This window comes from Natrinema salifodinae (genome assembly GCF_900110455.1).
Taxonomy (GTDB): Archaea; Halobacteriota; Halobacteria; order Halobacteriales; family Natrialbaceae; genus Natrinema; species Natrinema salifodinae.
Window position 1 is genome coordinate 581,160 of sequence record NZ_FOIS01000001.1, and the last position, 20,168, is coordinate 601,327.

The 20,168-nt window shown below is 65.8% G+C and carries 21 protein-coding genes and 1 tRNA gene; 5 read left to right on the plus strand and 17 right to left on the minus strand.

Going from position 1 to position 20,168, the window contains the following annotated elements:
* Positions 1 to 8 precede the first annotated feature (8 nt).
* Both BMY29_RS02655 and BMY29_RS02660 read right to left on the minus strand, forming a co-directional pair.
* Positions 9 to 899: an alkaline phosphatase family protein gene (locus tag BMY29_RS02655; RefSeq protein ID WP_049989883.1), complete on the minus strand. Its 891-nt coding sequence runs from the start codon at positions 897 to 899 to the stop codon at positions 9 to 11.
* 145 nt (positions 900 to 1,044) lie between these two features.
* Positions 1,045 to 1,974: an NAD-dependent epimerase/dehydratase family protein gene (locus tag BMY29_RS02660; protein ID WP_049989882.1), complete on the minus strand. Its 930-nt coding sequence runs from the start codon at positions 1,972 to 1,974 to the stop codon at positions 1,045 to 1,047.
* A 144-nt stretch (positions 1,975 to 2,118) separates the two neighbouring features.
* Here BMY29_RS02660 and BMY29_RS02665 point away from each other — a divergent pair, with 144 nt between their 5' ends.
* A complete protein-coding gene (locus BMY29_RS02665) occupies positions 2,119 to 2,571 on the plus strand; it encodes a MaoC family dehydratase (protein WP_049989881.1) in 453 nt (150 codons plus the stop codon).
* 368 nt (positions 2,572 to 2,939) lie between these two features.
* Here the strand turns inward: BMY29_RS02665 and BMY29_RS02670 are convergent.
* Both BMY29_RS02670 and BMY29_RS02675 read right to left on the minus strand, forming a co-directional pair.
* Positions 2,940 to 3,014, minus strand: a tRNA-Glu gene (locus BMY29_RS02670).
* A 136-nt stretch (positions 3,015 to 3,150) separates the two neighbouring features.
* Positions 3,151 to 4,467 carry a helix-turn-helix transcriptional regulator gene (locus tag BMY29_RS02675; protein WP_049989880.1) on the minus strand — a complete coding sequence of 439 codons (1,317 nt, stop codon included), beginning with the start codon at positions 4,465 to 4,467 and terminating at the stop codon, positions 3,151 to 3,153.
* A gap of 184 nt (positions 4,468 to 4,651) precedes the next feature.
* On the opposite strand from BMY29_RS02675, the gene BMY29_RS02680 reads away from it, so the two are divergent.
* On the plus strand, positions 4,652 to 5,230 hold the full coding sequence (locus tag BMY29_RS02680; RefSeq protein ID WP_049989879.1) for an MBL fold metallo-hydrolase: 579 nt from the start codon (positions 4,652 to 4,654) through the stop codon (positions 5,228 to 5,230).
* 37 nt (positions 5,231 to 5,267) lie between these two features.
* Here BMY29_RS02680 and BMY29_RS02685 read toward each other — a convergent pair whose 3' ends face one another.
* From BMY29_RS02685 to BMY29_RS02695, 3 genes are all read right to left on the minus strand, one after another.
* Entirely contained in the window at positions 5,268 to 6,098 is an 831-nt protein-coding gene (locus tag BMY29_RS02685; protein WP_049989878.1) for an ATPase, read from the minus strand.
* Entirely contained in the window at positions 6,095 to 6,361 is a 267-nt protein-coding gene (locus BMY29_RS02690) for a DUF5827 family protein (RefSeq protein ID WP_049989877.1), read from the minus strand. Before BMY29_RS02690 ends, BMY29_RS02685 begins: the two co-directional genes overlap by 4 nt.
* Positions 6,362 to 6,480: 119 nt before the next feature.
* Complete coding sequence (locus BMY29_RS02695) at positions 6,481 to 7,614, minus strand: RNA ligase (protein ID WP_049989876.1); 1,134 nt, start codon at positions 7,612 to 7,614, stop codon at positions 6,481 to 6,483.
* A gap of 127 nt (positions 7,615 to 7,741) precedes the next feature.
* On the opposite strand from BMY29_RS02695, the gene BMY29_RS02700 reads away from it, so the two are divergent.
* Complete coding sequence (locus BMY29_RS02700; RefSeq protein WP_049989875.1) at positions 7,742 to 8,431, plus strand: RNA ligase partner protein; 690 nt, start codon at positions 7,742 to 7,744, stop codon at positions 8,429 to 8,431.
* Between the two features lie 160 nt (positions 8,432 to 8,591).
* Here BMY29_RS02700 and sod read toward each other — a convergent pair whose 3' ends face one another.
* From sod to BMY29_RS02740, 7 genes are all read right to left on the minus strand, one after another.
* A complete protein-coding gene (gene sod / locus BMY29_RS02705; RefSeq protein ID WP_049989874.1) occupies positions 8,592 to 9,194 on the minus strand; it encodes a superoxide dismutase in 603 nt (200 codons plus the stop codon).
* A 216-nt stretch (positions 9,195 to 9,410) separates the two neighbouring features.
* Positions 9,411 to 9,812 carry a DUF7344 domain-containing protein gene (locus BMY29_RS02710; RefSeq protein WP_049989873.1) on the minus strand — a complete coding sequence of 134 codons (402 nt, stop codon included), beginning with the start codon at positions 9,810 to 9,812 and terminating at the stop codon, positions 9,411 to 9,413.
* A gap of 256 nt (positions 9,813 to 10,068) precedes the next feature.
* Positions 10,069 to 10,533 (minus strand): nucleoside-diphosphate kinase, encoded by a 465-nt coding sequence (gene ndk / locus BMY29_RS02715; RefSeq protein ID WP_049989872.1) that lies wholly within the window; start codon positions 10,531 to 10,533, stop codon positions 10,069 to 10,071.
* Positions 10,533 to 10,949 (minus strand): 50S ribosomal protein L24e, encoded by a 417-nt coding sequence (locus BMY29_RS02720; RefSeq protein ID WP_049989871.1) that lies wholly within the window; start codon positions 10,947 to 10,949, stop codon positions 10,533 to 10,535. Before BMY29_RS02720 ends, ndk begins: the two co-directional genes overlap by 1 nt.
* 3 nt (positions 10,950 to 10,952) lie before the next feature.
* Complete coding sequence (locus tag BMY29_RS02725) at positions 10,953 to 11,177, minus strand: 30S ribosomal protein S28e (RefSeq protein ID WP_004214009.1); 225 nt, start codon at positions 11,175 to 11,177, stop codon at positions 10,953 to 10,955.
* Positions 11,178 to 11,188: 11 nt separating this feature from the next.
* Positions 11,189 to 11,551 (minus strand): 50S ribosomal protein L7Ae, encoded by a 363-nt coding sequence (gene rpl7ae / locus BMY29_RS02730; protein WP_049989870.1) that lies wholly within the window; start codon positions 11,549 to 11,551, stop codon positions 11,189 to 11,191.
* 347 nt (positions 11,552 to 11,898) lie between these two features.
* Positions 11,899 to 12,522, minus strand: coding sequence for a hypothetical protein (locus BMY29_RS02740; protein ID WP_049989869.1), 624 nt, complete (start codon positions 12,520 to 12,522; stop codon positions 11,899 to 11,901).
* A gap of 302 nt (positions 12,523 to 12,824) precedes the next feature.
* Between BMY29_RS02740 and tmcA the strand changes: the two genes are divergently transcribed.
* The gene (gene tmcA / locus BMY29_RS02745) at positions 12,825 to 15,113 is read left to right on the plus strand and encodes a tRNA(Met) cytidine acetyltransferase TmcA (protein WP_049989868.1); all 2,289 of its coding nucleotides are present in this window, start codon (positions 12,825 to 12,827) and stop codon (positions 15,111 to 15,113) included.
* A gap of 56 nt (positions 15,114 to 15,169) precedes the next feature.
* Here the strand turns inward: tmcA and BMY29_RS02750 are convergent, their stop codons facing one another.
* Positions 15,170 to 15,916 carry an SDR family NAD(P)-dependent oxidoreductase gene (locus BMY29_RS02750; RefSeq protein ID WP_049989898.1) on the minus strand — a complete coding sequence of 249 codons (747 nt, stop codon included), beginning with the start codon at positions 15,914 to 15,916 and terminating at the stop codon, positions 15,170 to 15,172.
* A gap of 85 nt (positions 15,917 to 16,001) precedes the next feature.
* Here BMY29_RS02750 and BMY29_RS02755 point away from each other — a divergent pair, with 85 nt between their 5' ends.
* Positions 16,002 to 16,487 carry a DUF456 domain-containing protein gene (locus BMY29_RS02755; protein ID WP_049989867.1) on the plus strand — a complete coding sequence of 162 codons (486 nt, stop codon included), beginning with the start codon at positions 16,002 to 16,004 and terminating at the stop codon, positions 16,485 to 16,487.
* A gap of 143 nt (positions 16,488 to 16,630) precedes the next feature.
* On the opposite strand, the gene BMY29_RS02760 is transcribed toward BMY29_RS02755, so the two are convergent.
* Together BMY29_RS02760 and BMY29_RS02765 are read right to left on the minus strand one after the other, a co-directional pair.
* Positions 16,631 to 18,370: a glutamate--tRNA ligase gene (locus BMY29_RS02760; RefSeq protein ID WP_049989866.1), complete on the minus strand. Its 1,740-nt coding sequence runs from the start codon at positions 18,368 to 18,370 to the stop codon at positions 16,631 to 16,633.
* A gap of 228 nt (positions 18,371 to 18,598) precedes the next feature.
* A complete protein-coding gene (locus BMY29_RS02765) occupies positions 18,599 to 19,762 on the minus strand; it encodes an aspartate-alanine antiporter-like transporter (RefSeq protein WP_049989865.1) in 1,164 nt (387 codons plus the stop codon).
* Positions 19,763 to 20,168: the final 406 nt, after the last annotated feature.

Here is a 20,168-nt window from a genome sequence, read left to right on the forward strand (position 1 = left end):
TCGCCTCATTACAGATAGCCGAGATCAGCGAGGTGCTCCGTCGGTGCATCGATTTCGCTCGCGTCTTCGAATTCCATCTCGCCGTCGACCAACTTCTCGACCCACTCGCGTATCTCGAGGACGTGACCGGGCAGTTCCGCGTCTTTCGACGACGATATGAACGGACGCATCGAGTGCACTCCCAGTTCGGCGTCGTCGACTGCGGCGGTCTTCATCCCGTGGTCGGAAACGATGAGTAAGTGGTCCGTCCGGTCGCGGAGTTCCGCGACCAATTCGTCCATCCGCTCGTAGTGTTCTCGGAGCCGTTCGGGCCGATCAGCGTATATGTGGCCCGTCGAGTCGAGATAATGAACGTGCGCTCCGGCTATCGGGACGTTCATCATCGCTTGGCTGCGCAGCCACCCGACCCCCTTTCCGGCCAGTCCGAAGCTCCGCTGGCAGAACTCCGATTCGCTTACATCTCCGTTTTGCACGCCCCTGAACCATTCTAATTCGCGATCCCAGTCGTAACAGGGCGTCACCCCCGGCCAATTGTATACCGTCCCCTTCTGAAACATCGATTCGCGATCGGTCGTCGGATAGCCCGTCGAAGAAACCTCGTTGTACGCCCTCTTCAGGGGTTTTTTCACCGGATCGGGGAGTTTGCTTCCGAAGAGGGTCAGGAACTGCCGAATCTCGAACTCACCGGACTCGGTGGGATGAAGCGTTATCCCGTGGTCGTCGGGTGACGCGCCCGTTGCGATCGACGGCCACACTTCGAGCGTCGCCGGAACGTCCAGCGAATAGGGTTCGACGGTCAACCGGTTCGACGTCTCGAGCAATAGATTATCGCAGTCCCATTCTTTCGCGAGTTCGTAATCCGCAGCGTCGATACCTAATACGCAGATAGTGTCGCTCATTACCGGCGATTACTATATCCGGATATATCTATCTAACCCATAGGTCTCCGTTCGGAACAGTACTAGCAGAAGTCGATGGACGACCCCTCCGCGAGACTAGTGTCCGCTGTCCGTCGCGGGTTCGTCTTCCCGGGTTCGTCTCGGATTACTCGTCCGTGTACTGCGCACAGACTCGTCGAATTCCCTCCTCGAAGTCGATCCGAGGCTCCCAGCCGGCTTCCTCGCGGATTTTCGAGGCGTCGGCGCACGTGTCGTAGACGTAGACGTCCTCGGGAATGGGGTTTTCGACGTACTCCGGTTCGACGTCGGTCCCGAGTTCGTCGTTGAGCATCTCCACGACGGTGTTGAAGTCGTAGGCGTCGCCGGTTCCGAGGTTGTAAATACCGTCGAGTTCGTGTGCCGCGGCGAGTTCGAGTCCGCGGACGATGTCGTCGACGTGCGTGAAGTCCCGCGTTTGCGTCCCGTCGCCGTACAACACCGGCGCCTCTCCGTCGGCGATGTCGTCGGCGAACTGCGCGATCACGTTAGCGTACTCTCCCTTGTGCTCCTCGGCGCCGCCGTAGCCCTGGTAGACCGAGAAGAAACGCATTCCGGCCATCGACATATCGTAGTGGTTCGAGAAGTACTCGCCGTAGCGCTCTCGAGCCAGTTTCGAGGCCTCGTAGCCGGTGTTGACCGCGACGTCCATCTCCTCTGGCGAGGGCTCCGTTCGGCTCCCGTAAATCGACGACGTCGAGGCGTAGACGACGGTGTCGCAACCGTCTTCCCGGGCCTGCTCGACGACGTTGACGAACCCCTCGACGTTCACCCGCGCTCCCGTCGTGGGATCCTCCTCGTGCATCGCGTACGACGACAGCGCCGCCAGGTGGAACACGACGTCGACGTCGGTCGGCAGGTCGTCCTCGAGAACGCTCGCGTCGACGAAGTCGACCTCGTCGGCCAGGTTCTTCGGCGTGCCCAGATAACAGTCGTCGACGACGGTTACGTCGTTCGCTTCGGCGAGGTGATTCGCCAGGTTCGAGCCGATGAAACCGGCACCGCCAGTGACGAGGACGGTGTGGTCTTCGAGTTCCATGTCCCTACTACCAGTTCGGTGATGCATAGGTGTTTGGAACCCATACCGGTACTCTAACGGATTCCAGAAGTGCCCACCGTGTCCAGCATCCCTGTTCTGCCTCGGCCCACAAGTTCTTGCTGATACGTACCACACCACACGACGATGCGCTATTACGAGGATATCGAAATCGGTGAGACCCAGGAATACGGCGAGTACCACGTCACGAAAGACGAAATTATCGAATTCGCCGACCAGTACGATCCCCAGCCGTTTCACACCGACGCGGAAGCCGCTGACGACTCCGCGTTCGGCGAACTGGTCGCCTCCGGCTGGCACACCGCCGCGATGTGTATGCGGCTGCTCGTGGACGGACCGATAGCGGGTCGGGCCGTCATGGGTGCCCGCGGCGTGGACGAGCTCCGGTGGAAGCGGCCGGTCACGCCAGGCGACACGCTCTCGATCCGCACCGAGGTCATCGACAAGCGCGTCTCCGAGAGCGATCCCCGACGAGGGTACGTCGACAGTCGACTCGAGGGGTACAACCAGGACGACGACCTCGTCGTCTCCTGGGTCAGCCTCGGGATGATCGAGCGCCGACAGCCAGGCGGCGAGTGACGGCGCCGGCCCTCCTGCGGAGATATTCGGATCGCCGCTTACGGATCCCCGTCTCGTTTCCAGTACTCATCGCTACGTGTCTTACTCGCTCCGAACAGTCATTCGTCGTCTGTCGTCTGGTCCTCGTTATCGACACGCTCGTCCGGCGCCTGGCGGTGGTGCACGCAGACACGTGGATTCTCGGTCTGGCACGTCGCATCGGTGGGACGCTGAGAACCGCTGTTCGTCTCCGCTTTGCACTGTGACGACTCCATGACTTCGACTTGGCCGGCCGCACAATAGCTCCCGCTGGCGGGTGGGGGACGCGTCTCCGGATACGGTTGCCTGCTAGGGTAGTAGGGACACTCAGACAATCGAAAGTGAGAGAATGCTCCGACGGGGATTCGAACCCCGGTCATTGCCTCGAGAGGGCAATATGATTGGCCGGACTACACTATCGGAGCCCGTTGCGTCGTTCTCGCTCCGTGGCTTCCGGAGCGGGCTTCGTCTGCATTCAATCGTTGCGCGGTCGACTGTTTAAGGATTCCGTTTCACCTTCGCCGTGCCGGACAATCCCACGTGACGACCTATCAGCTTCCGTCACTCCTCGAACGGCGACTTCGTCGCCTCGGGCTCGAATCCCTCGAGACTGATGATGTTCTCGCGACCGACTCGGAGTTTGCTGATCGTCCCTTCTTCTTCCATATCCGAGAGGAGCATACTGACCTTCGACTTCGACCAGCTGGTCTCCTCGACGATGTTGACCTGTTTCATCCGCCCGCCGTTCTCGCGGATGAGCTTGACGACGCGGTCCTCGTCCGTCATGAGTTCCTCGTCGGGAACCGGCTCGGGCTCCGACCCGCCTGGCTCGGCGGTCTCGGCGGCATCTCGGCTACCCGTTCCTTCGCCGGTCGTATCGGCGGCGTTCGCCGTCACACCCGCGGTAGCCTCGGCTTCGTCGGGGCCGCTTGTGCCTCGCTGGTCGGCAGCCTGGCCGGAGCGGCGGTACCAGGCGACCGCCGCGGTGGCGAGCCCGATCACGAGGAGGGCGCCGACGAGATACCAGGCCAGTTCGGCATCGTCGATCGTCGCGCGCAAGCCGGCGTCGTCGTCGCCGACGGCACCGGTGCCGTCACCGCTGTCGGGCCGGTCGAACACCGCACGGGGACGGCCCTCGATGAATTCCCGTTCGCCGTTCCACTGGACCGTCTCCGCGTTTTCGAGCGAGGTCCCGGCGTATTCTCCGTTGTTGGGTTCGATCGAACGGAAGGAGAGGTCACCGCCCGCCTGGTAGACGATGGCCTGATCGGAGCTGATGTAGAGGGTCTCGAAGACGTCACCGACGACGATCCGATCATCTTCGACGACGGCGAAGTTCTCCCACGTGAACGACATTTCGACGACGCCCTTCTCCCGGCCGAGCAACTGCTCTTCGATCGCTGCGGAGCGCCGGAAGTTCGTCGCTTCCATCTCCCGGCCCGCCTCCTGTGCGCCGGCTTCGGCCAGGCGGTCCGACTGGTTGATAAATTGGTCGTAGAGGCCCGTTTCGTTGGCCCGGAACTCCTCCGCGAAGGTCTCGAAGTTCTCCCGAGCCTCGGTCTCGTTGTCCGCCTCGGAGAATACCCGTTCGTAGCGGATGGTCCACGTCGCGCTCCCGTTTTCGTGGGCGGTGATCTCGAACGTCGTGTTGTCGAATCCCTGCGTTTCCTGCGAGACGAGTCTGCTTTCCTCCTGGGCGGCGACCATCGCTGTAGACGGCGTCGATTCGGGAGTCGCGTCCGGTGTCGACTGGGTGGCCGCCCCGGTAGTCGTGGCGGTGGGTGCGGCGGTGGCAGACGCCGCGATCGGACCACAGGCGCCGGCGACGACCGCAAAGACGAGGAGAACGACGAATCCGACGGGAGCCGACCGATTCATTCGTCTACTCACTACGTGCCGCAGCTAAAAATCCTTGTGAATACACGGTTCAAGCGAACTGCACCCGTTCACGCGTCGTATCCGTGGATTTGTCGGGCGAGCCGCTGGAACTTCCGGAACCGTCGCCACGGCGTCCCGGATCGGTGTCGATACCCACAAACCGGTCGCCTGCGTAGCGGGTCCCATGATCACGAATCTCGCACGGGACGTCCAGGCGTTTACGAGCAACGTCTTCCTCGTGACCGGCGATCGGACCGTTCTCGTCGATACGGGAGCGAACTTCGACGTCGTCGACGCCGTCCGGTCGGAGGTAGACGACCTGGACGCGGTCGTCCTGACCCACACGCACCGCGATCACGTCGGGAACCTCGCGGCCGTGAAAGACGCCTTCGGCGTCGAGGCGTGGGGGTACGATCCCGGGATCGACGGCGTCGACCACGCGATCGCGGACGAGGAGACGGTTCGATTGGGCGACCGCGACTACGTCGCACTACACACACCCGGTCACAAGAACGACCACCTCTGTTTCTACGCCGACGACGGCGGCGTCCTATTCGCGGGCGATCTGATCTTCCAGAACGGGAGCTTCGGCCGTACCGACCTCGAGGAGGGCGACCGCGCGACCCTGATCGAGAGCATCGACCGCGTGCGAGACCGGATCGATTCCGACCTCGCGGAGATGCACACCGGCCACGGGCCAAGCGTGACCAGCGATCCAGACGATCACGTCGAACTCGCGGGGCAGATGGCGCGCCAGGCTTGAGCCGCGCGACGACGGGCGCCGCCGTCGGGACGCTCCGCTACACCTGCCCGGCGGCGTCGAGCAACGCGTCGTAGGCGTCCCGGTACGCCCGAGCGATCCGCGCGGGATCGTCCCGCTGGTCGCCGCCGAGCGCCGGGAGCCGAACCCGATCGAGCGGGTCGAGGTACTCGAGGACGTCCGGGACCCGCTTCTCGAGCGCGCCGTCTTTCGGGCTCGAGCTGGCGACCTCGCAGGCGCGACAGTAGCGATCCCCGTCGTAGATCCGCGCGCGGCCGGGTTCGACGGCCGCGACGGCGGCGATCGACGCCGGGTCGAGTGACGACAGCGGCAGCGCGATGTCGCCGTAGGACTCCACGACGGCGACCTCGGTCGCCTCGATCTCGTCGGCCAGGCGCTCGAAGGCGGGGACGTACTCCCGCGCGGCGTGTTCGTTGAATTCCTCGACGGTCTCGACGGGAACTGCGTCCTCGAGCGGGAGCGCGTCGGCGACGGCGTCGGGGACTTCTGCGGTGGCGTTGCGGACGAACAGCGGGTCCGTAGCGTCGCGACCGACGCGATCGACGACGAACTCCCGATCGGAACGGCCGAGCAATCCGCTCCCGCCGCCAGGCGCGGGCCGCCACAGCCGGTGGACGGGATTGAGCTGCTCGGGCGGTCGATCGCGGCCGTCCGCCGCCGAGAGCCTGGCCGCGTCTTTGCCGTAGAGTCGGCCCTCGGACAGCGCCGTCAGGCAGTCGTCGTGATCGAACCAGAAGTCGTTGCCGGCCCGGGGTTTGTAGCCGACCGCGCCGGTGCGCTCGAGCAGGCCGGCAGAGAAGGTGGTCTTGCCGGCATCGACGCGGTCGGCGCCGACCACGAGGAGGATCATTCTCGCAGGCCGTAGTAGCCGGGTTCGTCCTCGTTGCGGGGTTCGGCGACTACCAGGTCGTCGGCGTTGGTCATGACCCACGGGATCGCCCAGTCGAGCAGGATATCTTCCGTCTCGCGGTCGATCTCGGCGTCGGGCTCGAGCCCCTGCAGCAGGCGCGCGATCTCGTAGACGGTGTACATCTGGTCGTCCTCGAAGAGCTCCGCGGGCGTGTAGAAGTCACACGGCGGAAGCTCGTCGAACTCCGATTTGGGGACGGGCATATCTTGTCGTACCCGGGGCCGACGCCTAAATCGTTCGTTCGCGGTCGACCGGGACCCCCGACCGGTTCGACGGCCGCAGCGACCGCCTGCAGCGGTCGACGCGCGTCCGCCGGGGATCGTCACTCGGTTCGCGTCCCGCCCTCGAGATAGTACGCGATCCGATCGCGGCTCGACTCGGCGACCTTCACGAACTCGACGACGCGCTCGCCGTCCTCGCAGCGGTCGGATTCGATCTCGATCGTCATCGCCTGGTCGTCCAGGTGATCGAACAGCGCGTCGATGGCCGCCGACGATCCTCGAACCGTGTGTCGGTGGCCGATCGTCTCGCCGGCGTCTACGTCTCGAATCGCGTCGACCGCCGGCCGGAGGATCGACTCGCCGAGGTCGTGGGCGCGCTCCCGTAAGCGGTCGCCGTCTTCGTCCAGTTCGGCGGCCTGGAAGGCCTCGCGGATGACGCGGGAGAAGACGAAGTCCCGGCCGTGGTCGAACGGGAGCGAGAACGCGTAGGCGAGTTCGCCGTGGTGGTTCGATTCGGTCGTGTACTTGACCAGCTTGGTCCCGTCGTCGGATTTCAACACGACGCCTTCCCGGCCCGCCGCGTCGAGGTCGTCGATAGCGCTTCGAACCGTCGCGACGGCGTCGCCCGGCGCGGCGCGGCCGAACAGGCGCGGCTGATTGAAGTCGTACGCCTCGCAGAGAGCACGCCGGTCGGCCACGGAGCGGGGCTCGCCCGACTCGCGGTCCCGGATATCGAAGACGCGGAAGTCGTGGGTGTCGATACCCGCATAGTCGTGGGTCGTGTAGGGCGTTTCCGGACCGATCAGCTCGGCACAGAGGGTCGTCTCCGGGTGATCCGCGAAGAAGTCCTCGAGCGAGAGCAGGTCGCGTGCTCGCGAGGTCGTGTACGGGCAGACGTAGCCGCTTCGGGTGAACGCGAGCGGTTCGCCGACGTCGGCGATGCGGACGTTGAATCCGTTAAGTTTCTCCTCGATCGCGATCGTCTCGGTGCCGGCGTCCTCGAAGAACGAGGCGATACCGGGATCGAGCACGAGAATCCGTGGGATGCTCGGATAGCCGCGGACGACGACGTCGTCGTCCGGGACGATGACGGTCCCGCGCTCGACGCCGTGGCGCGCGTCGGGGAGCGCGTGGTACGGCCGCCCCTCGACCGTCCGCTGATCGAAGTGTTCGAAGAGGTCGGCGGCGTCGTCCGCGGTGGCCCCGAGCCGCTCGAGGTACGCGTCGCGGTCCATACGTCCTCGACACCGTTCTCGGTGAAAAGCATCCGGTGGCCCGATCGGCCGGCCGTTCACCCGTTCCCGTTTGGTCGCAACGTACGGCGGGGTGAGGTCTATGTGGATGACTGCACAACCGATACGTATGCAAGGCGACCTGCCGCGCCAACGGTTCGTTCTCGACACGTCGCTGTTCATCACCGAGGAGATTCGGCGGGACGACGAACCGCTGGAGGACGCCGTGATCCGCCTGCTCGACCTGATCGCGACCGCCCGGCTCGAGCTCAACATCTCCTGTTACGTCCCGCCGTCGATCCACGACGAACTCGGGACGATGCTGCGCGAGCGCGACGTCGACGAGGTCGCGTTCTCGCGGTTGGACACGTGGGTCGTCCGCAAGAGCCCCGACCGGTACGGCGTCACGATCCCCGCGAACGTCGTCTACAACTTCATCGACGAGATGAGCGACCGTGTCGACCGCGGTCTGCGCGTCTCGGAGGAGGCCATCCGCGAGGTCGAACAGCTCGATCCGGAGGCGCTCGCGCGCGGCTCAGGGGACGGCGAGCAAGAGGAGTACATGACCGACGCCGACCGGGTCCTCTCGAACATGCGCGATAAGTATCGCCGCGCGCTCCGCCGGGGAGTCCTCGACTCCCGTGAGGACTTCGACCTGCTGATCCTCGCCCGCGAACTCGACGCCGGCGTGGTCACCGAGGACCGAGGGATCATCTCCTGGGCCGACGAGTTCGGCCTCCGCTACGTCCGCGGCGGTCAGTTCCCGACGCTGCTCGAGGAGTACCTGCGCGCGTCCGGTATCGCGGACGACGAGGAGTGATCGACGAGCGACGACGAACCGCGCAACCGGCCAGCCGGCAGGCCACGTCACCGTCCGCGCTTCGAACTGGCGAACCGGCGCACCGGCACTGTCGCTGTCCGTGACTGACGCGCGATAAAAAGTCGGGATAGACTGGCTCGTCGCTGCTACTGCAGCCGGCTTACTCGAAGTGGTCGAGGCAGGTCTGGTACTCCTCTTCGGCCTTCTCCCAGTTGACGACGTCGAAGAAGGCGTCGATGAACTCGCCGCGGTCCGGACCGTAGTCGTAGTAGTAGGAGTGTTCCCAGACGTCCAGCGCGAGCACGGGATGGGCGCCCCAGAGCGCGCCCTGGTCGTGCTTGTCAACCGCGAGGTTGCGCAGCTGCTTGGCGACCGGGTCGTAGACGAGCAGCGCCCAGCCACCGGCGGCGCCGGCGGCCTTCTGGAACTCGCCCTTCCAGCCCTCGTAGGAGCCGAAGTCCTCCTCGATGCGGTCGGCGAGGTCGCCCTCGGGCTCGCCGCCGCCGTTCGGGGACATGTTCTCCCAGAACAGCGTGTGGAGATAGTGGCCACAGCCGTTGTGGGTGACGTCCTTGAGGGCGCCGGGCGTCGAACCGTAGTCGCCCTCCTCGCGGTTCTCCGCGAGCGTCTCTTCGGCCGAGTTGAGGCCGTTGACGTAGCCCTGGTGGTGCGTATCGTGGTGCCAGGTCAGTACCTGTTCGGATAGCGCCGGTTCGAGCGCGTCGTAATCGTACGGAAGCGGTGGAAGTTCGTGGTCAGCCATAGTATGACACCTCACTACGCGGTATCGGTATCTCGCTTGTTAAGTCTTGAGGAGTGAAATGATATCACACCTCACAAAGTCGCCGCCGTCCCGTCGTGCGATTTACCGACACCTCACTGGGTCCCACCACGGACTGCGTGTTAAACCTTTCAGCGACAGCGGAGCAGACGGCCTCGCCCGCCAGGCCGTCGGTAGTGCCGTCTCACGACTGCCCGGCTACCTGCTCTCCTTGTGTTGTGCGTGTTCGAGCCACTCTTCGAGGGACGGCTGGCCCCAGTAGCGCACCGTCTCGCTGCGCCGATCGACCTCGAGAACGCCCGCGTCCTCGAGTTTCGGAAGGTGGACGTGCTGCAGTTCGGCCCGTACTCCCGTTCGAAGGTCCGACGCGTCGTCCCCGGTATCGCCGATCCGCTCGCCCTCGTCGTCGCAGTTCGCCGTCCGTTCGAGGGCGACGACGTTTTCGGTGAGCGTCTCGAGCGTCGCGACCCCATCCGGTTGGTTATTGAGGTAGTACAGCGCGTACCGCCGCCGACTGTCCGAGAGCAACTCGAAGACCAGGTCGAGCGACGGCGTGATATCCGCCCCCAACACCGTCGACTCTCCCTCCGTTTCACGCATCCACGAACCACCTACCGTAAGTTACCATTCGAAACCACCAGCCGACCCTACTGCAGCCGACACATTAGACCTTACGTCTACCTAGAAAAATACCTGTGTTATATCTGTAAGAACGAAAACGGAGAAGAATAACGATCGCTCAGCAGCCGTTGAATGCGGCCATCTCGCCGACTAGGCGGTGACGCCGCACCTGTTCGATACAGTAGCTGTCGATTCGTGAGAACGTCGAGAAGCGGAAGCGAAATCGAGACCGGCGTTACTCGTAGAGCCACTCGGCGTCGTGCTGATCGTAGTCGATCAGCTCGTCCTCGTCGAAGTGGATCGCGATTTCGCGTTCGTTGGCGCCCTCATCCTCGTGATCGGCCGCGTGAACGACGTTCCGACCGAGGTCGAGCGCGTAGTCGCCCCGGATCGTCCCGGGTTCGGCCTCGAGCGGATCGGTCTCGCCGATCATCTGGCGGACCTGGCGCGTCGCGTCCTGGCCCTCCCAGACCATCGGGACGACCGGGCCGGAGGTGATGAAGTCCACGAGGTCATCGTAGAACGGCTTGTCCTCGTGCTCGCTGTAGTGTTCCTCGGCCCGCTCGCGGGGCATGTTCTCGACCTTGATCCCGACGAGCTTGAGCCCGCGGTCCTCGAGTCGGGAGACGACCTCGCCGACCAGGCCACGCGCGAAGGCGTCGGGCTTGACCATCACGAAGGTACGTTCGTGGTCGCTCATTATTCCTCGCTGTCCTCTTTGCCGCCGGCGACGTCGTCGAGTTCACCCTCGGCGGCCGCTTCGGCTTCGCCTTCGACGGCCTCCTTCTCGGCGACGGCCTCGTCGCCGGCCGGTTCGGTGTCCTCGTCTTCGTCGACGGCCTCGGCTTCCGTTTCGAGGTCCTCGTCCTCGGCGGCTTCGACCTGCTCTGCCTGATCGGCTTCCTCGGCGGCGGGCGTCTCGGCCTGGGCGGGGCCCTTGCCGCGACGACCCTCTTCGGTCCACTCGAGATCGCGCGGTTCGCGACCGAGCTTGTAGTTTTTCTCCGCCTTGGAGTTGACGAAGTGAAGCACCGTGCCGTCGTTCTTGACGTACATGATGCCCGTCCCGGGCTCGATCTCTTCGCCCGTGTAGTCGCAAGTGCGTTTCTCGACCATTGTTTACTGTCCTCCGATGGAGTCGGCTTCGCGGGCGGTCTCGCGAAGCTGGAGTACGTCCCCTTCGCGGACCGGCCCGAGGCAGTTTCGGGTGATGATGCGTCCCTGGTTCTCGCCCTCCTGGATCCGGCACTTGACCTGCATGGCTTCTCCGTGCATGCCGGTCTTGCCGACGATCTCGATGACCTCGGCGGGCGTAGAGCCGCTTTCTTCCTCTTCAGCACTCATCTTTGCTCACCTCAGTCGAGGTCCTCGACCTTGTCAGCGATATCCTCAACATCGTCGGAGGCTTCGCCTGCGTCGACGATCGCGGCAGCGGCCGAGCCGACCTCGAGGCCGGCGGCGTGACCGACGTCGTCCTGCGTCTCGATGAAGACGACGGGGATGCCCTTCTCGTCGGCGAGCTCCGGCAGGTGCATCACGATCTCTTCAGGCGAGACGTCCTCGGCGACGTAGACGAGCTCGGCGTTGCCGCGCTCGATCGCCTTCGTGGTCTCGTTGGTTCCTTTCTTTACTCGTCCGGTGTCTCGTGCGACCTCGAGCGCCTCGAGGGCGTCGTCCGCGAGGTCGGCTGGGATGTCGGTGTTAACGTAGACTGACATGGTTGTTCACCTCTCCTACGCGTGGGCTCGCGCTCCCCTGCCGTCCGGGCGCTGGCACCCGGGCCGAGAACACTCGGCGGAAGTCCTGAGAGGCTAGGAGCATCATCAACCCCGCGTAGGGTGTACACTCGAATAGCGTTGCCCCCCTTAAAAGCGTGTTCAAACGGCTGCTCGGATGCGAACGATCCGCATTCGGCCGGCGATCGGCGGGCAACTGATCGTTGATGGACCGCGACGGACCACGGTGGGGGTATCGAGGCCGTCACCAGCGACCGGTGACGCGGTCAGTACCTGCCGGGAGCTACACGGAACCAACGACCGATCACGGAGCGGCGGCGTATTCCCGATTATCCGTCGTCGGCTGCCGTTTCCATGGCCCGTTGGATCAACTCGTCCTCCGGGAGGTCGTTGCGCATGAACTGGAGCAGCCAGTCGACGTGAACATCGAGGGTGAGCCCGCCCGTTTTCTTCGTCCCCTTCTTGTGATCCTCGCCCAGAATGGTCACCGTAATCGTCTCGATTGCGGCGATGAACGCCCGAGGATCGGTGACCGCGTCGGTCGCGGCCTGAAGGATCGCCGAGAGACGCTGTTTCAGTTCCTCGTCGGAACGGTCGCTCGACAACGCATTCGCGTCGAGGCCCGAAACCGACACTTCGACGGCGAGCGTCGAGTTATTGCGACGGAAGGTTTCGAGGTGAATACCTCGCTGTGCTAACTGCTCCTCGAGTACGGCTTCGTCGATGCCAGGGACGTCGCGCTTACCTTTCGTCTCGTCGTGCTCGTCGTCTTTGTCTTTGTCTTCGTCGGTCTCATCACCGTTCTCCGTCTCCGTGTCGTTCTCCTCGGTCTCCCCTTTCTCGTCGGGTCCGGTCGTCTCTTCGTCGTCGCTCGTTTGATCCCCGCCGGAACAGCCTGCGAGGACGGTTATCAGTCCGGCGCCAGTACCGAGGAGGATTTTTCGTCGCTCCATGGGTGACGAATCAGCGATATCTGGTAAAAGTAATGGTAATGTACAATGGAGTTCTCCGATCGTCCGCGTTTCAGCAACTGTTTCCGATCGAACAATCGGGCTGCCGTCCGGTCATCTGACGGCCCGCTGAAGCGCCGCTCCCGACCGTCCGCTCGCTCCGCGAACGAACCGTTGGACTCGCTGAAACCGAACTAGGGGACGTTTTCGGCTGCGTCATCCATCGACGCACCGATCATCACCGTCCGAACTCGCCCGCGGGGAACGAACGGGTACTATTACGGCCCGCGGTTCCAACGGCCCGTATGAACGTCGTCGACGTCGCGACCGCCCTCCGCGACGAAGCGACCGAGGTCGGCGAGCGGCGGCTGTTGGCCCTCGCGGGCGACCGCGAACGCGGCTACGACGCCCTCGCGTCGATCCTCGATACTCTCCCCGTTCCGATCACCGAAACGTCGCTCGTCGGCCCCGACGACCGGCTCCGCTGCGAGCAGCTCTCCCAGGCCAACGCGGGCGAACTTCTGGGGACGACCCGAGACGTGATCGCGGTCGATGCCCACGACGAACTCCGACCGAACGCGCTCGGAAAAGTCGTCGGCGCCGTCGACGGCGGCGGCCTCCTACTCTTCCTGACGCCGCCGCTCGACGAATGGCCCGACCGCCGCGGCGGGTTCGACGCGTCGCTCGCCGTCCCGCCGTTCGAACTGACCGACGTCACCGGCCGGTTCAAACGCCGCCTGGTCGAGACGCTTCGCGCCCACCGCGGGATCGCGATCGTCGACCTCGACCGTGGGCAGGTCGAAGACGACGGGCTGACGCATCCGGCCCCGCGTCCGGCGACGGGTGTGCCGGCGCCGCCCGCGGACCGCCGCTTTCCGGCCGCCGCCTACGAAGCCTGTCTCACGGCCGACCAGGCCGACGCGGTCGCGGCCTTCGAGTCGCTGTCGGACGCGGCGGACGACCAGGCGGTCGTGCTCGAGGCCGACCGCGGGCGCGGGAAGTCGAGCGCGGCGGGCCTGGCCGCGGGCGCGTTCGCCGCCGACGGCGAGGACGTGCTCGTGACCGCGCCCGCGGCGCGGAACGCGCGGGAACTGTTCGATCGGGCGGGCGAACTCTGCGAGGCGCTCGCGGCTGATGGCGCCGATGGAGACACCGAGGGATGGGACCCGCTGACGGTCGAGTCCCGCCGGATCGAAACGCCCGCCGGCGGGACCGTTCGGTTCCGCGAGCCGTCCGCGGCTGTCGACGAACTCGAGTCGGCCGATATCGTCGTCGTCGACGAGGCTGCCGCCCTCCCGGTCGCGACCCTCGAGTCGCTGCTCGCCGCCGATCGCGTCGCGTTCGCGACGACGATCCACGGCTACGAGGGCGCCGGCCGGGGCTTCTCGGTCCGCTTTCGCGACCGGCTCGCCGAGAGCGATCACGAGGTGACCGACCGCACGCTCGTCGAGCCGATCCGGTACGCGGCCGGCGACCCCGTCGAGGTGTGGGCCTTCCGCGCGCTGTTGCTCGACGCTCGTCCGCCCGTCGAACCGCTGGTGGCCGACGCCGCGCCCGAGAACGTCGACTACCGGCACCTCGAGCCCGACGACCTGCTCGCCGACGAGCGCCTGCTCCGCGAGGCCTTCGGGCTGCTCGTGCTCGCTCACTACCGGACCGAGCCGAACGACCTGGCGCGATTGCTCGACGCGCCGAACCTGACCGCCCGCGCGCTCGTCCGCGACGGCCACGTCGTCAGCGTCGCGCTGCTCGCGCGCGAAGGAGCCCTCTCGAACGAGACGCGGGCGATGATGTACGAGGGCGGTCGCGTGCGCGGGAACATGCTCCCGGATGTGTTGACCAGCCAGTTGCGCGACGAGGCAGCGGGCGAGCCCGCGGGCCTGCGCGTCGTCCGCATCGCGACTCACCACGCGGCCCGTTCGCGCGGACTCGGATCGCGGCTGCTCGAGCGCGTGCGCGAGGAGTTTTCGGATTCGGCGGACTGGCTCGGCACCGGCTTTGGCGCGACGCCCGGTTTACTCGACTTCTGGCGCGAGAACGGCTACCGGACGGTCCACGTCTCGACGACCCGCAACGACGCCAGCGGCGAGTACTCGTCGCTCATGCTCGCCCCGACGAGCGACGCGGGCCGGGCGCTGCACGATCGCCACGCCGCCTGGTTCGCCCGCCGGTTCGCCGCGCTCTGTTCGGACTCGCTGGACGACCTCGACCCCGACGTCGGCCGCGCGGTGCTCCGGTCGGTCGATTCGGGGGCCGGCCCGCCGCTCGACCTGACCGACCACGAGTGGCGTGTCGTCGCGGGCGCCGCCTACGGGCCGGGACTGTTCGACGTCGATCCGGGGCCGTTCCGCGCACTCGTCGTCCGATATTTCGTCGACGATCCCGCCGCCGTCGACCTGACGGCTCGAGAGGAACGGCTGCTCATTTTGCGCGCGCTTCAGAGCCGCGCCTGGCCGGCCGTCGCCGAGTTCCTCGACTACCCCTCGACGGGACAGTGTATGCAGGCGCTCGGCGACGCGTTCCGTCCGCTGGTCGACCGCTACGGAACGGACGCGGCGCTCGAGGTGCGGGAGCGGTTCGCCGACGACCCGTAGCGCCCCGCCGAACGCGGGAGCGGCGGTTTTCCGAGCGGGGAGCCGACGAGCGAGCGTCAGACCAGCCGTCGAAGCAGCCGCTCGGGCATCGCCTTCAGGAACCAGACGACCAGGCGCCACCGCCTGGTGACGTACGTGTGTGTTCGCTTCTTTTCGATCGCGCGAGCGATCTGCTCGGCCGCCGTCTCGGGCGAACACTCCCAGAATCCGCCCATCGAGAGGTCGGTGTCGACGAACCCGGGTTCGACGGTCGTGATCGTCACGTCCGCGTCGCGGTCCGCCTGGCGGTTGCGCAGCCCCTCGAGGTAGGTCGTGACGAAGGCCTTCGAGGCGTTGTACGCCGGAGCGCTGCCGTTTCCGAAGTGGGCCGCGACCGACGAGATACCGACGAGGTGCCCGGCGCCGTCGCGCTCGCCCTTGCTCGCGCGGTCGGCCGTCGCCTCGAAGTACCGCATCGCGGCCGTCGCGATGGCGGCGAATCCGCGGACGTTGACGTCGGCCGTCCGCCGCGTCGGTTCCCACGCGAGCTCGCGGTTCAGCTCCCCGACGCCGGCGCTGATGACGACCAAATCGACCGACTCCATCGCCGCCGCGAGTTCGAAAAACCCCTCGCGGGCGTCCGCGGTGTCCGTGACGTCCATCGTCGCGACGGAGGCCTTGGTCGGCAGTTCCGCGCCGATCCGTCGCATCCGCTCGGTTCGCCTGGCCGCCAGGCCGACCTCGTAGCCGTCGGCGGCGAGCCGACGGGCCAGGGCCTCGCCGATGCCCGACGACGCGCCGACGAGTATCGCTCCCCGTGTCATACAGTCACCTTTTCCGACCGGCGTATAACCGTGCTGGTCGACCGCCGGCGATACGGCTTTGAGGCGATCGGTCGTTGCGTCTCGTATGGTCGATGCGGTCACCGTCCTCGCGGTTGCACTGCTCGTCGGCGGCGTCGTCGGCACGGTCGTCCCGCTGATCCCCGGCGGCCTCCTTTCGCTGGCCGGACTCGGCCTCTACTGGTGGGGCTCCGGGTTCACGGAACCGGGAACGATCACCCTCGTCGTTCTGGCTCTCTTAGGTTCCCTGACCGTCATCGTCGAGTTTTTCGGCGGCTCGATCGCCGCGCGGGCCGGCGGCGCGTCGTGGGTGACGACCGCGGCCGCTGCCGTCGTCGGAATCGTTCTCATGGTCGTCACCGGCCCGTTGGGATTGCTCGTCGGCCTCTTCGGCACCGTCTTCGTCCTCGAGTTCGTCCGCAACGGCGAACTGGAGGGCAGCACCCGCTCGGCCGTCTACACGACCGTCGGCGTCCTCGCGTCGACGGCGATCCAGGTCCTGCTAACCTCGGCGATCCTGTTCGGGTTCGTCGTCGCGGTCATCCTGTTCTGATTGTCCCCCGCAGTCTCAGCGCCTGGCGACGGACCGCAAATCGAAGGTCGAAAATCGAATAACGAATATCGGATATCGAATTCAAGAGTGCGAGCGCGAGCACCGGGGCAGATAGCGGCAGTTGCGGATCGATCGGCGTCGGCTCAGGGGTGTGCGTAATACGCGACCGTCTCTTCGCCGTCGCCGTCACTCTCGTGTCGATCGATACGCGCGAAGCCGACCCGCTCGAACTGCACCATCTCGTCAGGATCGAGGTCGCCGACGCCCGGCTCCGCGCGCCCGGACACATCGCCGTCCATCGTCCGCATGCGGACGGGGACGCTCTCGCCGGCCGGGACCCAGTGGATCACGTCGACGCCCTCCTCGCGGACCACGTCGATGTCGTCGTCGGTGTACTCGAGGATGCCCTCGGCGAAGCGGAACCCGCCCAGGCCCTTCAGCCAGATGCGGCGGTCGTCCGCCCCCTCTTCGGGCAGGTCTTCGGGCTCGAGCAGGACCGAGTCGCCGACCGGAATCTCGCGGACGCCACGATCCTCGTGGTCGGGGTGTAGCGGCGGGTTCGCTTCCGCGGGCGGATCGCCGGCGAGGGGGATCTGATTGCCTTCGCGCACGAGGAACCGGCGGTCGGTCTCGTCGCCGATCAGTTCGCGGTTGTTCGCGTAGATCGAACTCATCGCGAGGTCGACGTCGCTGGTCGAGGTGCCCAGGCCGGCCATCGCGTCGACGATGGCCTGGCCGCGGATACCGCGCCGTCGCAGACTCTTGAGGGTCGGCGCGCGCGGGTCGTCCCAGCCGTCGAGTTCGCCCGTCTCGATCAGCTCCGAGATGGTCGACGTGCTCACCTTGACGTCGTAGTCGTCGAGTTGGACGTGACCCCAGTGGACGACCTCGGGGTACTCCCAGTCGAAGTAGTCGTAGACGAACTGCTGGCGCTTCGCGGAGTCCTGGAGGTCGATCCCGCGGATGATGTGGGTGATGCCGATGAGGTGGTCGTCGACGCCGGACTGGAAGTCTAGCATCGGCCAGCAGCGGTATTCGCTAGCCTCCTCGCGCGGGTGGGGCGTGTCGATCATCCGGAAGGCGACCCAGTCGCGCAGGGCAGGGTTCTTGTGTTCGATGTCGGTCTTGACCCGCAGGACCATCTCGCCGCTGCTGTACTCGCCGTCGACCATGGCCTCGAACTCCTCGCGAACGGTGTCGACGTCCTTGTCGCGGTGGGGACACGGCTCGCCGCTGTTTTTCAGGTCGGAGAACTCGTCGCCGGAACACGAGCAGGTGTAGGCCCCGCCCAGGTCGATCAGTTCGCGGGCGTGGTCGTAGTAGGTCTCGAGGCGGTCGCTGGCCCGATAGACTTCGTCGGGCTCGAACCCGAGGTACTCGAGGTCCTCCAGGATCGCGTCGTAGGCCCCGAGATCGGGTCGCTTGGTCTCGGGGTCGGTGTCGTCGAACCGGACGCAGAACCAGCCGTCGTAGCGCTCGCGGTAGGTGCCGATGACGGCGGGCATCCGGGCGTGGCCGACGTGCCAGGGGCCGTTCGGGTTCGGCGCACACCGCATCCGGATCTCGTCGTACTCGTCGGCGTTCGGCAGTTCGGGAAGGTCGTGCTCGTCCGCCTCGTCCTCAGCCTCGATCTCGGCGAGTTCCTCGGGCGCCAGATCTTCGAGGCGAGCTCGTTTCTCTTCGTAGTCGAGGTCGTTGACCCGACTCACGACGCCGCCGATGATCCCCGGCACGGCGTCGGAGTGCTCGCGGAAGTCGGGGTTGTCGCCCATCAGCGGCCCCATGACGGCGCCGACGGCGGCGTCGCTCTCGTGTTTGACGGCGTTCAACAGCGCGTGCTTCTCCGCCTCGCGCTCGACGCGATCACGCAACTCGTCGTTCATTACCGGGCGGTATTCGCGCCCGGCCCAAAACCTTCGCGATTCGCAGTGTCGTCTCGTCGGGGACGTGAGGGCCGCAACCGCGCGGTTCGCGTCCGGTCGCCGGGCCGCGAGTGCGTGACGAGCGTTCGCGCAGCCGACGCTGCCGCTCGCGGACCAGCCCACGAGCCCGCTCATCGTCTTGCTATCCTGCTTGCACCGCTCCGTCTCGACGCCTGGCCGTCGACGGGATCAGCCGACGGCGACCGGCACGATCAGCGCGAGCACCTTCGCGTAGAACACCATGAATAGGAGCGCGAAGGGGTAGGCGTTGCCGTACGCCGCGCCGACTTCGTCGGCGTCCGTCGCGTCGATCGCGGCTGCGAGGCCCTTCGTATCGGTGTGGCCGCCGCAGATCCCGCCGGCCGCGGTGATCCAGTCCTGATTCCAGAGCCCTCGCGTGATCACCAGGCCGACGACGATGGCGGCGAGGCTGTTGACGGCGGCAGCGGCGACGATCTGGACGCCGTAGTCGGAGACGGTGGTGACGAATCCCGCGCCGGCGTCGACGCCGACGACCGCGAGGAACAGTCCGAGCGTGAGCGTCCGGAGTTCGGAGAGCACGTCGCGATCCATGCGCATCGTGATCGGGCCGATCGTGCCGCGATAGCCAAGCGCCAGCGCGGCGATGATGACGCCGCCGGTCGTCCCGAGCGTGGGCGCGCCGAGCGGTCCCATCGGAATTGGGATCGAACCGATGACGACGCCGATCGCGAGCACGAGACCGAACCCGACGAGGCTGAACGTCACTCGCGAGACGTCCGCGCGCTCGTCCGCGTTCCCGCCGACGTCGGCTTCGTACGTCCGCTTCTCGGCGTCCATGTCAAGCCCGGCGAGTTGCGGGTACAACTGGTTGAAAACGACGATCAGCACGACGCCGACCACGTACCCGATGGAGTGGCCGATCTGGTACGGCTCCCGAGCGGCCGCGGGAAGCGCTTCGATCGCCGAGGCCAGGCCGGGGCTGCTCGTGAGCGCGCCCGTGAACGACCCCATGATGAGCGCCGTCTCGGCGTCGGCAAACAGGACCGTCGCCGAGACGTAGGTGAGGGCCAGGCCGACCGCGGTCATGACCGCCGCCAGGACGATGAAAAACGGCCCGTACGTCTTGATGACGCCGGAAATGTCTTCCGCCGCAATTAGGCCGACCGACGCGACGAACAGTGCCAGGGTCAGCCCGAAGTACGGCTCCGGAACGGAGAGACCAACGTGTCCGAGGATCAACCCGGCGAACAGCGGTCCGGCAACGCCGAACGCGATTCCGCGATACCGGAGCCGTCCGAAGGCCATTCCCGCGACGACCGCGAGGGATAACACGAAGATTCCGTTACTGGCGATCGACTCTATCACGGCCACTGTCACAGTCCCCGATCCAGTTTACTCGTGTCGGCGCGCCCGATCGTCACGTTTCGGCCGCCCGGTCCAGACTCACGGTCCCGAACCAGGCGGAGAGTCCGCTGTGGTCGATGACCGACGTCGGTGCGACCGACAGTCAATGGTGTCCCTGTCGCAGGATATCGGTGAGGCATCATTCTGATCCTCCTCAGCGCCACGTCAGGTACCGAGGGTGATAACGAGATGCCCGATTCCTAATCGATAGGAACGATATTGGGGTTGAATGCCCACTAATATTCGAAATAATTGAAATAATTAATCCATTCGCCAACCTGACCCGAGTTCAAAGTAGCCCTGCTGGTTGGCGCGCTCTCCGAGAGCGGCGAACGACGACGAGGAAGCGCGAATTTCGCCCCGAAGTCCGACC